The sequence below is a fragment of the Mesorhizobium opportunistum WSM2075 genome, from assembly GCF_000176035.2.
Classification (GTDB): Bacteria; Pseudomonadota; Alphaproteobacteria; order Rhizobiales; family Rhizobiaceae; genus Mesorhizobium; species Mesorhizobium opportunistum.
Map to the genome: position 1 here is coordinate 2,528,122 of NC_015675.1, position 11,237 is coordinate 2,539,358.

Here is an 11,237-nt window from a genome sequence, read left to right on the forward strand (position 1 = left end):
CAGCCTGGGCTTTGATACTGCACGGCCGCCATTAACGACCGGTTTCCACTTGCACCTTTCGTGACTGGTTGGTCGGCATCTCTCCGGCGGGTCTCCGAGGCTCCAAAGCGCGGCGCAATGCCGGCGCTTCCTGCTGGATATGGTCCCAGAGCCGGTTCGCGACCGGGCCGTGCGGCCGGTCGCGGCGGCGCGCCACCACCAGCTCATCGGTGCGGCCCGGCATATGCCGGCCGGCAATGGAGCACAGGCGCCCGTCATGCAACTCGTCCTCGATCAGGAAGCGGGGCAGGTGGCCCCAGCCGAGGCCTTGCAGGATGATCTCTTTCTTCATGCCCTGGTCGGCGACGAGGCATTGCGGCGCGCCTTCGATCAGCGAATAGTTTTGTTGTGGCGAATGGCGGGCGCTGTCGCGCATCACGCATTGGGTGAGTGCCTGCATCTGATCGGGAGTGATCGGCTCCTGGATGCGCTGCGGCAGAAAGCCAGGCGCCACCACGGGAATGAAGGGCACCTTGCACAAATCGACCCATTCCACCCGTGCATCGCCCTTATCGACCCAGTGCAGGATCAGATCGGCTTCGTCATCGAAAAGCCGCTCCCACGGACCGCCGACGGCTTCGAAGTGCAGGTGCAGGCGCGTGCCGGGGCACTGGGCGAAGAACCGTCCGAGCATGCCAAGCACCTGCGGGCGCGGGCAGAGGTCGCCGATCACGACATGGATCTCGCTTTCCTCGCCCATCGAGAGCTGGGCGGCGTGGACACGCAGACCTTCCAGTTCGCGCAGCAGCGCTTGCGCGCGGCGGTGGAACGACAGCCCTGCCTCGGTCGGGCGCACGCGATAGCCGCTGCGGTCCAGGAGAACGAGATCAAGCTGCCGTTCGAGCTTGGCGACGGCGGCGAACACCGCCGGATGCGAGCGGTGCAGCAGGGCGGCCGCCGGCTGAAAGCCGCCGGTGCGGATCACGGCATCGAAACATTGCAAGTCGTGCAAGGTGAATTCGGCCATGTCAGCTTTGACTACAGAGATTGTCCTATCTTTGTAATATCACCAAAAGCCGGCCGCAGCTACGCTTAGCCTCATTCAACGTTCCAGAAGGAATTTCATCATGAGTGAGCTGAACTTCGTGACTGTCGGCGATGGCACGCGCATCGCCTACCGCTTCGACGGCGACGCCGGAAAGCCGGTGCTGATGCTGTCGAACTCAATCGGCACGACGCTGCATATGTGGGACGGGCAGGTCGGCGAGCTGTCCCGGCATTTCCGTGTTCTGCGTTACGATTTTCGCGGCCATGGCGGGTCGAGTGTTCCGATCGGGGCCTATTCGCTCGACCGGCTCGGCCGCGACGTGATCGAGCTGCTCGATGCGCTCGGCCTTGGACGCGTGCATTTCCTCGGCCTGTCGCTGGGTGGCTTCGTCGGGCAATGGCTCGGCGTCCACGCGCCCGAGCGCATCGACCGGCTGATCCTGAGCAACACCTCGTCGCATCTCGGGCCGGCAAGCTATTTCGACGAGCGGATTGTCTCGGTACAGCAGGCGCCCGACATGTCGGAAACCGCCGAAATGTTCCTCAACAACTGGTTCCCCGCCAAGATGGTGGCGGCCAACGAGCCCATCATCGCGGAATTCCGCACCATGCTGCTGACGATCGACCGGCAAGGCCTGGCGGGTCTGTTCGCCGCCGTTCGCGATGCCGACCTTCGCCGCAGCGTGGCGCTGATCAACCGGCCGACGCTGGTGATCGCCGGCGAGCACGACACAGTGACGGCGGCCAGCCACGGCGAACTGATCGCCGCGGCGGTACCCGGCGCGAAGCTGGTTGTCCTGCCCGCGGTTCACCTGTCGAATGTGGAGTATCCGGCGGAGTTCATAAAAACCGTGCTCGATTTCCTGCGCTGACCGAGAGTCTACTCCCGTGGTCTGCTGTCTGGCGACGTAGTGGTCCTCACGGCTCCTTGCAGATCGGCACTGGTTGCGACGGTGCCGCCGGATGGTCTTTCTTGTATTGCACGATGATCGGCTCGAGGGTTTTGCGCGGCCAGAATTTCGGCGCGCCGATTTCTTTCAGGCAGGAGGCGTTCCAGTAGAGATCTGTGCCGGACAGCGAATGGCTTTTGGCCGATGCTTGCGCGACGGCGGCGATGTCGCGCGATTCCGGATAGATGTATAGCGTCGTCGGGTTGTCCTTGACCATCGAGATGATCTGCCGCGCATCCGAAGGCGACCAGCTGGTGCAGCCATTGCTGCGGCCGCCGGCATAGTCCACCAGTTTGCCGAACGGCACCAGGCCATCGTGGTCGGCATAGGAGCTGTTCGGGCTTTTGCGCATGCACATGCCGCGCAACACTTGCGCGGCATGGCCGCCGATCACGCGCTGCCTGGCGTTGGCGGCTTCGCCTTCGCCATCGAACTGGATGAAGGTGCGCTGGAAGGCCACGTCCTGCTTCGCGCCGGTGCGGTAGTAGCCCTTGAACGAGGTTTTCGCCTCGCGGGTCATGTAGGCTCCGCCGGCGGTCAGTTCCGAATCCATGGCATTGCCGAAGTTCTTCGCGCAGCGCCTGCCATTTGAAAAATCTACCGTGCCTTTCAGGTTGCGGCCGCCACCATGTCCCGACGAGATGGCGTGAAACGACTGGCTGGCTTCGCACACGACATAATACCGGCGCCCCAGCACGCCGTTGCCCAGATCGCCGGGACGCGTGGCGTCCATGGCAAAGTAGCAGGGGTTCCTGACGGCGCCCTGCGCGACCTTCTTGCGGTAAAGCGCGCGCGCCCGCTCCAGGACCACTTGCGAGATCTGGCCATCGCCGTCGCCGACATGAGCCTGCAGCCAGGCCGGAATATCGGATGGTGCGGCGAACGACCGGACGGCCGTCAAAGCGATGACGACAAGCAACAAGCCGGCGACGATACCCAAAGGGACAGATCTCAACCGCACCGGTTCAATTCTCCTGTCGAAGCCTTGCGAATCCTCGCCGCAAGCAGCCGATCATAAAATGCCTCGCGCCAATCGGCGAAACACATCTTGTTTAGCGCTCCGTCAAATAGGCACGAAGGCGGCGCGCAAAACGTCCGTAGGCCGGGATGCTGGCTCAAGGCTTGCGCCGCTCGACTGCGGATCCAGGGATGTGCGCGATTTTCGATCGCTTGGGATTGCGCTATCATCTGATTCTGGCACGGCCCGCGCCTCCTCCCTCCGCCGGGAAAGCATCATTCATGCGGGGCACTCCGATCACCGAACCGACTGTTCGAGCACAAGGCATGAGGAGGGGTTGCGAAAACTGCTCGCACCAGGAGGTTTTGCGATGATCGCGCCCATCTACCATCTGAAGCGTCAAGCCAGGCTGTTGTCGCGCGAGGCAAAAATCCCGCTCCACCAGGCACTTGACCGTATTGCCGCTCGCGAAGGTTTTGCCGGCTGGAGCCTGCTCGCGGCAAAAGCGGCCGAAATCTCGCCCGCCGCCAGGCTGTTTGCGCGGCTGGCGCCCGGCGACCTGGTCCTGGTTGGCGCGCGGCCGGGCCACGGCAAGACCCTGATGAGCCTCGAACTCGCGGCCGAAGCCATGAAGTCAGGCCATCGCAGCGTGTTCTTCACTCTGGAATATACACAAAGCGATGTGCTCGACCGGTTTCGCGCCATCGGCATCGAGCCGCAGCAGTTCGGCGGACTATTCGAGTTCGACAATTCCGATGCCATCAGCGCCGGCTATATCGTCAAAGTGCTGGGATCGGCGCCGCGCGGCACGCTGGCGGTCATTGACTATCTGCAGCTGCTCGACCAGAAGCGGGAGAATCCCGAGCTGATGGACCAGGTTCGCATGCTGAAGGCCTTCGCACGCGACAGCGGCGTGATCCTGGTCTTCATCTCGCAGATCGACCGCTCATACGATCCATCGGCGAAGCCGTTTCCCGATATCGGCGATGTCCGGTTGCCGAACCCGCTGGACCTGTCGCTGTTCAGCAAGGCGTGTTTCCTCAACAAGGGCGAGATCCGCTTCCAGGCGGCTTGAGCGTTCTCCCGGCCACGGTTAGAGAGCATGGATCATGGTCGAGATCGTCAAACCCGCGCTTGAACATCTGCCGTCCTACAAGGCGGCGCTCGAGCGCGGCTGGTCGCCGGACAATGTGCGGCTCTTGCAGGCGACGCGCGAGCAACTTGCGGCGATAGAAGAGGATCCGGTGGCGTTCCTGGCCAGCCTCGACGATCCTGAGGCGAAAGGTGGCCCGGTCACCTTGCCCGACGGGACGAAAGTGCCACGCCTGCCGGGTTTCCGCCGCTGGATCTGGGACGGCGAGGCCTCGGGCTCGATCGGCTTGCGCTGGCAGAAAGGCACGGCGGACCTGCCGCCGCATGTGCTTGGCCATATCGGCTATGCGGTGGTGCCGTGGAAGCGGCGGCGCGGCTACGCGACCGAGGCGCTGCGGCTGATGCTGGACGAGGCGAGGGCGGTTGGCCTGGCTCACGTCGAGATCACCGCCAAGCCGGGCAACCCGGCGTCGCACAAGGTGATCCTGGCCAATGGCGGCAGGCTGGTCGAGCGCTTCTTCGAGGATGCCGCCTATGGCGGGGCGGAGAGTTTGCGGTTCCGGATCAAGCTGTAGCCGGCGCCATCCTCACCCGTGCTCGTCAGCACACGGCGCGTGGTCGGACAGGGCACGGATGGGGTGGGGGTGGTTGAGGCGCTACTCGGCGGCGGCCGTCAGCGGCGGCGTGGCATTGCTGCGCGCTTCCCAAAGATACGAGGCGAGTGCCACGAGCACGGCGACCAGCATCGCGAAAGTGCCAAGCAGCGGCAGGCTGCGATAGCCGAAGCCGCTGTTCAGCATGGCGGCACCCAGCGACGCCGCCAGCGCGATGCCGACATTGAAGCCGGACGGGATCAGCGAGGAGGCAAGGTTCGACGCGTCCGCGGTCCAGGCCAGGATGCGGGTCTGGATCGGCGTGCCGATGGCGAAGTTGAGGCCGCCCCAGATGACGATCGCAACGATCATCGGCAGGGGATAGGGGCTGACGGCATAGATCACCGCCAGCGTCACCGCCTGCAAGGCAAGCATGGTGATCAGCGAGGGCATCAGTTTCCAGTCGGAGAGCTTGCCGCCTAGGAAGACGCCGAGCGTGGCGCCGACGCCGTTGAGCAGCAGCACCCAGGGCACCAGATCCTCGTCCAGCCCGGTGATCTCAAGCAGGGTCGGGGTGATGTAGGTGAACAGGCCGAACTGGCCGATCATCAGCATCAGCATCAGGATCAGCGAGGTCCAGACCTGCTGGCGCGCCAGCACGCGGACCTCGCGGGCAAGGCCGGCATGCTTCGCTTGATATCCCGTGGTGCGCGGCAGAAGGGCGGCCATGGCAAAAGTTGCCGCGACGCCCAGCGCGCACATCACCCAGAAGGTCGCGCGCCAGCCCCAGATGTTGCCGATCGCGGTGCCCGCCGGCACGCCGATGACGTTGGAGACGGTCAGTCCGGACAGGATGACGGCGACCGCCATGCCACGCTGGTCCTCGCGCACAAGGCCGACCGCCACCACCATGGCGACGCCGAAATAGGCGCCATGCGCGACCGCGACGGCAATGCGCAACAAGAGCATCGAGGTGAAGTCCGGCGCCAGCGCGCAGGCCGCCTGGCCGATGGTGAAGACGATGGCGAGGCCGAGCAGCAAGGTCTTGCGCGAGATCGATTTGGTGGCGAGCGCCAGCAGCGGTCCGCCAATGGCGATGCCGCAGGCGTAGCCCGAGACGAGATAACCCGATGTGGGAACCGAAACGCCGAGCCCCTGCGCCACCTGCGGCAGCACGCCGGCAATGACGAATTCGGTGGTGCCGAAGGCGAAAGCGGCGATGAACAGGGCGATGAGTGGAAGCGACATGGGACAAGCCTTGGCTGGAACGGCCTCAAACCACGGATGGGCCTTGCGGGCAATCCAGAAATTGTGGGCGTGGGTTTAGGTTTTCTTCATCGAGTTCCCGCGCGACACGTGCTCGCAATGCCGGCGTGAAGGCGCCGTAATTCTGGTCAGCGCCACCACAATGGCGTGGAATCATTCCGCACTTGCTTGGCACGAATAATTGCTGGTGCACCCTCTAGGTCTCGCAATAGTGCTGGTATATGTTTATCTGTCGATGTTCGTCGTTGCTGAAATTCATTCTATAAGGAGGGGGATGTGTTAAAGATAAAAAATATTTGGAATTTGCGACGCGTTGATATCGAGCGCGTTGCTAATTTTGTTTGGAAGATGGCCGTTGTAGTATTGGTTTTGAGATTTTTAGCCAGTTTGATCGGTGCATTTTTATTGGTCTACGCTGCGCAAGAGCCCGTAATGGATACCCATAAATGGACGGCGTTCAGCGCCTCTATAAGCCAGATATCGGCTGCGATGACACTGCTGCTTCAGTTGGCGGGTGTGCGCTTTGCCATCGAAGTCGGTCTTCGTCTGGCTGGCGATCCGAAACCGTCATCCACCTCCGATTAAACCAGGACCCGCTAGCGATCATCGGTTGCTGAATATTGATGCGTCAGCGGCGAATGGTTTTGAGGATGCGCTAGCGTTTACCGCGAACACAATCACCCCGCCTTCAACCTCGATCCTGTCAGCAGGCCGCGCTCTTCCAGGACGGGATAGGCCATCGACGCCAGCAGCGAGTTGATCTGCTTCAGGTCGCGGATGGTGTCGAGGTGGATCGAGCTGGTTTCGACGCTCTTGGCGGTACCCTCGCGCAGCCGCAGGAAATGGCTGGCGCTCGTTTCCTTCTCGCGGTCACGCAACTGGTCCTTTTCCAGCACCAGCTGACGGGCGGTTTCGGGATCGCGCGACACCAGCACGTTGAAGGCAAGCCGGGCATTGGCCAGCACCGAGCCGTGGAAGGCGCACAATTCGCTCCAGCCTTCGTCGGTGAATTCCAGGCCGCGGTCGAATTTCTTCTTCACATGCACCAGCATGTTGCGCACGATGATGTCGCCGACCTGCTCCAGCTTGACGCAGGCGCCGATCAGTTCCTGGCAGCGCAGCGCCTCGTCCTCGGTCAGCGGATTCTTGGTGACCTTGGCAAGATAGAGCTTTATGGCCGCGTGCTTACGGTCGACGCGGTCGTCGAGCGCGGCCAGCGCCTTGATCTTGTCGGCGTCGGCGCTCTCGTAGAGCTCGATGATGCGTTTGAGCATGATCTCGACCGTCTCGCACACCCGCACCACCTCGCGCGTGGCGTTGGCCAGCGCCTGGCTTGGCACATCGAGCGCGCTTTCGTTGAGCGCGGAAAGCTCGACGACGTCGAGCGAGGCGGCGGGCGCGGCTTTGGTGCCGAGCGCCACGATCTTCTCGGAAGCGCGATAGACGAAACCGGCCAGCGGCAGGCCGGCCAGCAGGATGATCACGTTGAACAGGATGTGGGCGTTGACGATCTGGTCCGACGCCGTCGCGCCGAGGAAGCCGACATGCGGCCTGAAGATCATGAACAGGACCAGCATGACCAGGGAGCCCAGCCCGCGCATCAGGAGATTGCCGATCGGCACGACGCGCACGGCGGGCCCGGCCGAACGGGTCAGCATCGGCGCGATGATCGAGGAACCGAGATTGACGCCAAGGATGAGGACGACGCCGAGTTCGGGGCTGATCAGGCCACGCCCGGCAAGCGTCGCCATCAGCAGGACCGCCGCGATGCTGGACTGGAACAGCCAGGTGATCAGCGCCGCCAGCAGATAGGCGGTGATGGAATCGCTGGAGAAGTAGTTGATGATGACCGGCATGAGCTGGCTGTTGCGCAACGGCTCCGACGCCTGGCCGATCATTTCCAGCGACAGGATCAGAAGGCCGATGCCGACCAGGATGCGGCCGGTCTGGCGCCAGTCGCGCCGCTCGGTGGCCATGAACATCACCGTGCCGGTGATCAGGCAGAGTGGCACCAGCAGCGTCAGATCGAAGGTCAAGAGCTTGACCACGAGCGCAGAGCCGATCTCGGCGCCGCGCACCGCCAATTGGCCCGCGGCACCCGAGACGATGCCGGAACCAGCAAAGGAACCGACCAGCAGGGTGACCGCGGTCGAGCTTTGCAAGGCGATCGCAAGGCCAGTGCCGGCCAGCACCGCCATGATCGGATTGCGCATGGTGGCGCGCAATTTGTGGCGCAGCACATCGCCATAGGCGCGTTCGACGCCGGTCTTGACCATGCGGGTGGCAAACAGCATCAGCGCCACGGCGCCGGCCAGATGCAGAAGGACGACGGAACCGCTCATCGTGGCACCTGCACGCAGGAACGGGCCGCGATGCGGACAGCACGATGGGCAGGGCGGAAAGCTGGGGTACGAATCATGGTCATGGCAGTCACTGATGATAGCAGGGATAATAGCTGGAATATTTTAGCCGGATAATAAAATTTTGTCGATTTCAAGGGCCTACGGGGGCGCGACGGGCCGTGTCGGAAAATGGACGGAGGTGAAATTGGTTGCATTTCCGGGCCCACGGGCGGGACGGCAGTTCGGCCAGCTCCGCCGCGCTTTCGGTGCCTGTCTTTGCGGGGCTGTTCAACTCATCGTTCTAAACTAGCGAATTCATTACATAATTGTAATGCTGGTGTTCAGTTTCAGTTCATCCATTGACCGCTACTCCTCGGGACATCGACAACCCAAGGAGACTTCCCATGAAACGCATTGTCCTTTCCGCGCTTGCTTTCTCGATGTTGGCCGCCACCTCGCTCACCGGCCAAGCCGCGCCGATCAACGCACCGGTCGCGCCGCAGTCGAATTACACCAAGGTCGACTGGCAGAAGCCGACTCACCGGGATGTCAAGAAGCGCGTCATCCAGAAGCGCGTCTTTCAGAAGAAAGTCATCGTGAAGCGGAACAACTGGCGCAATGGCCAGCGATATTCCGGCTGGAGGCAGCACCAGCCGGTTCGCGACTACGGCCGCTACGGCCTGCGCCGCCCGGGTCCCGGCCAGGAATGGATCCGCGCCGGCAACGACTATGTGCTGGTCGGCATCCTCTCCGGCGTCATCTTCGGCGCGCTCGCCGCACACTAAAGCACCCAGCGCTGGACTTGAAGGAAGGCGGCCCGCAACGGCCGCCTTTCTTTTTGCCCTGTGGAAACCGGGTATGGCCCGTATTGGGGGTCGTCGGATTTCGCCGGCATGATTATATGGTGGCGAAACGAGTTCCCTAAATGCGCTTTCCGCCCGCCTTTCTCGACGAGATCCGCGACCGCGTGCCGATTTCACAGGTCATCGGCCAGCGCGTCGCGTGGGACCGCAAGAAAACCAATACGTCGCGCGGCGACTATTGGGCCTGCTGCCCGTTCCATGGCGAGAAGAGCCCATCCTTCCACTGCGAGGACAAGAAGGGGCGCTACCACTGTTTCGGCTGCTCGGTCTCGGGCGACCATTTCAAGTTCCTCACCGAACTCGAGGGACTGAGCTTTCCCGAAGCGGTCGAGAAGATCGCCGACATGGCCGGCGTGCCGATGCCGGTCCGCGACGAACGGGAAGAACAGCGTGAGAAGGAACGCGCCAGCCTGACCGACGTCATGGAGATGGCGACAGCTTTCTTCCAGGAGCGGCTGCAGGGACCGGAAGGCGCAAAAGCCCGCGCCTATCTGCGCGACCGTGGGCTGACGCCGGCGACGCAACATTCGTTCCGGCTCGGCTTCGCCCCTGACAGCCGCAATGCGCTGAAGGAGCATCTCGCCGCAAAAGGCGTGCCGAAGGCGGACATCGAGGCCTGCGGGCTGGTCCGCCACGGCGACGATATCCCGGTCTCCTATGACTGGTTCCGCGACCGCATCATGTTCCCGATCCCGGATTCGCGCGGCAAGATCATCGCCTTCGGCGGCCGCGCGCTCGCCGCCGACGCGGTGGCCAAATACATGAACTCGCCAGACACCGAGCTCTTCCACAAGGGCAATGTGCTCTACAATTTCGCCCGCGCCCGCCAAGCGATGGCAAAGGGGGCGCTCGCCAAAGGCGGCACGGTCATCGCCGTCGAAGGCTATATGGACGTGATCGCGCTGGCGCAGGCCGGCTTCGAGAATGTCGTGGCGCCGCTCGGCACCGCGCTCACCGAAAACCAGCTCGAACTTCTGTGGCGCATGGCGCCGGAACCGATGCTGTGCTTCGACGGCGACAAGGCCGGGCTGAAGGCCGCATGGCGGGCCGCCGATCTCGCGCTGCCATCGGTGCAGGCCGGTCGCTCGGCGCGCTTCGCTCTGCTGCCGGAGGGCAAGGATCCCGACGACCTGGTCAAGGCCGAAGGGCCGGATGCATTCCGCGCGATACTGGCCGACGCGCGGCCGCTGGTCGACCTGTTGTGGATGCGCGAGACGGCGGGCGGCGTCTTCGACACGCCGGAGCGGCGGGCCGAACTCGAGAAGACGCTGCGCGAACTGACCAGCCGCATCCGCGACGAAAGCCTGCGCTATCACTACAGCCAAGAGATGCGCGAGCGGGTGCTGAGTTTCTTCGGCTCCCAGCGCGGTGCCCGACAAAGCCGTCAGGACTGGAAACCCGGGCAGGGCAAGGCGGCCGCACCCGGCGGGCAGTTCGCCAAGGCTGGCAGCGGCCGCATGGCAATCACCGAAAGCCTCGGCCAGTCGGCGCTGGTCAAGCGCGGCGAGGGGATGTCGGTGCGCGAGGCGACGATCATCGTCGCGCTGGTCAACCATCCGCCGCTGATCGACGAGAATTTCGCCCATGTCGAGTTCCTCGACCTTGCCAATGCCGATCTGCAGCGGCTGCATGGTGCCATCCTCGACGCCATGGCGCACGACATGGCCAATGACCGCCATGCCGTGGTGGCGACGATCGAGCGTGCCGGCTGCGCCGAGATATGGGAGCGTGCCGTCGGCCTGATCCGGCGGGCGCGGCAATGGCCGGCGCTGGAGACAGCCGCACTCGATGATGCCCGCGACGCTCTGAACCAGGCGTTGCACTTGCAGCGCAGCGCGCGCACCTTACATAAGGAGTTGAAACAGGCGGAGGCGGCGCTCGAAGCGGATCCCTCGGACGAAAACTTCCGCCATCTGATCGAAATTCAGGCGCAATTCAGGGATGTACAAGCGACGGAAGCGCTGATCGAAGGATTCGGCGTCTCGTCGGGCAGGGCCGGGCGAGCCTAAGTGCAGCTGAGTGCAGGAATGAGAGCGCGGCCATGCCTCCTTAGGGGGCGGGGCGCGCTAAGTCGGGTAATTGATTCGCTTTTTTCATGCGAATCATGCGACAGGCGCTTGACCTTCGGACAGAATGGCGGAATCAGG

Annotated in this window: 10 protein-coding genes; 6 read left to right on the plus strand and 4 right to left on the minus strand. The window is 63.3% G+C overall.

Annotation, left to right across the window (positions count from 1 at the left end; all coding sequences use genetic code 11):
• Window positions 1-31: 31 nt before the first annotated feature.
• Entirely contained in the window at window positions 32-1,006 is a 975-nt protein-coding gene (locus MESOP_RS12155) for a LysR family transcriptional regulator (protein WP_013893632.1), read from the minus strand.
• 100 nt (window positions 1,007-1,106) lie between these two features.
• Between MESOP_RS12155 and MESOP_RS12160 the strand changes: the two genes are divergently transcribed.
• Window positions 1,107-1,898, plus strand: coding sequence for an alpha/beta fold hydrolase (locus tag MESOP_RS12160; protein ID WP_013893633.1), 792 nt, complete (start codon window positions 1,107-1,109; stop codon window positions 1,896-1,898).
• Window positions 1,899-1,944: 46 nt separating this feature from the next.
• On the opposite strand, the gene MESOP_RS12165 is transcribed toward MESOP_RS12160, so the two are convergent.
• Window positions 1,945-2,937 carry a hypothetical protein gene (locus MESOP_RS12165; RefSeq protein ID WP_013893634.1) on the minus strand — a complete coding sequence of 331 codons (993 nt, stop codon included), beginning with the start codon at window positions 2,935-2,937 and terminating at the stop codon, window positions 1,945-1,947.
• A 367-nt stretch (window positions 2,938-3,304) separates the two neighbouring features.
• Here MESOP_RS12165 and MESOP_RS12170 point away from each other — a divergent pair, with 367 nt between their 5' ends.
• Together MESOP_RS12170 and MESOP_RS12175 are read left to right on the plus strand one after the other, a co-directional pair.
• Entirely contained in the window at window positions 3,305-4,009 is a 705-nt protein-coding gene (locus tag MESOP_RS12170; protein ID WP_013893635.1) for a DNA helicase, read from the plus strand.
• A gap of 34 nt (window positions 4,010-4,043) precedes the next feature.
• On the plus strand, window positions 4,044-4,601 hold the full coding sequence (locus MESOP_RS12175; protein WP_013893636.1) for a GNAT family N-acetyltransferase: 558 nt from the start codon (window positions 4,044-4,046) through the stop codon (window positions 4,599-4,601).
• An 81-nt stretch (window positions 4,602-4,682) separates the two neighbouring features.
• On the opposite strand, the gene MESOP_RS12180 is transcribed toward MESOP_RS12175, so the two are convergent.
• Window positions 4,683-5,867: an MFS transporter gene (locus MESOP_RS12180; RefSeq protein WP_013893637.1), complete on the minus strand. Its 1,185-nt coding sequence runs from the start codon at window positions 5,865-5,867 to the stop codon at window positions 4,683-4,685.
• A 294-nt stretch (window positions 5,868-6,161) separates the two neighbouring features.
• On the opposite strand from MESOP_RS12180, the gene MESOP_RS12185 reads away from it, so the two are divergent.
• The gene (locus tag MESOP_RS12185; protein ID WP_140780172.1) at window positions 6,162-6,470 is read left to right on the plus strand and encodes a hypothetical protein; all 309 of its coding nucleotides are present in this window, start codon (window positions 6,162-6,164) and stop codon (window positions 6,468-6,470) included.
• Window positions 6,471-6,562: 92 nt separating this feature from the next.
• Here MESOP_RS12185 and MESOP_RS12190 read toward each other — a convergent pair whose 3' ends face one another.
• On the minus strand, window positions 6,563-8,227 hold the full coding sequence (locus MESOP_RS12190; protein WP_013893638.1) for a Na/Pi cotransporter family protein: 1,665 nt from the start codon (window positions 8,225-8,227) through the stop codon (window positions 6,563-6,565).
• Between the two features lie 404 nt (window positions 8,228-8,631).
• Between MESOP_RS12190 and MESOP_RS12195 the strand changes: the two genes are divergently transcribed.
• Both MESOP_RS12195 and dnaG read left to right on the plus strand, forming a co-directional pair.
• Window positions 8,632-9,012 (plus strand): RcnB family protein, encoded by a 381-nt coding sequence (locus MESOP_RS12195; RefSeq protein WP_013893639.1) that lies wholly within the window; start codon window positions 8,632-8,634, stop codon window positions 9,010-9,012.
• A gap of 140 nt (window positions 9,013-9,152) precedes the next feature.
• Window positions 9,153-11,099: a DNA primase gene (gene dnaG, locus MESOP_RS12200; protein ID WP_013893640.1), complete on the plus strand. Its 1,947-nt coding sequence runs from the start codon at window positions 9,153-9,155 to the stop codon at window positions 11,097-11,099.
• The last annotated feature ends 138 nt before the right edge of the window (window positions 11,100-11,237 follow it).

What these genes read in the sequence shown, in the direction of transcription:
- dnaG (WP_013893640.1), top strand. Translation starts at nt 9,153, where the DNA reads ATGCGCTTTCCGCCCGCCTTTCTCGACGAGATCCGCGACCGCGTGCCG.
- MESOP_RS12195 (WP_013893639.1), top strand. Translation starts at nt 8,632, where the DNA reads ATGAAACGCATTGTCCTTTCCGCGCTTGCTTTCTCGATGTTGGCCGCC.
- MESOP_RS12160 (WP_013893633.1), top strand. Translation starts at nt 1,107, where the DNA reads ATGAGTGAGCTGAACTTCGTGACTGTCGGCGATGGCACGCGCATCGCC.
- MESOP_RS12190 (WP_013893638.1), bottom strand. Translation starts at nt 8,227, where the DNA reads ATGAGCGGTTCCGTCGTCCTTCTGCATCTGGCCGGCGCCGTGGCGCTG.
- MESOP_RS12170 (WP_013893635.1), top strand. Translation starts at nt 3,305, where the DNA reads ATGATCGCGCCCATCTACCATCTGAAGCGTCAAGCCAGGCTGTTGTCG.
- MESOP_RS12175 (WP_013893636.1), top strand. Translation starts at nt 4,044, where the DNA reads ATGGTCGAGATCGTCAAACCCGCGCTTGAACATCTGCCGTCCTACAAG.
- MESOP_RS12180 (WP_013893637.1), bottom strand. Translation starts at nt 5,867, where the DNA reads ATGTCGCTTCCACTCATCGCCCTGTTCATCGCCGCTTTCGCCTTCGGC.
- MESOP_RS12155 (WP_013893632.1), bottom strand. Translation starts at nt 1,006, where the DNA reads ATGGCCGAATTCACCTTGCACGACTTGCAATGTTTCGATGCCGTGATC.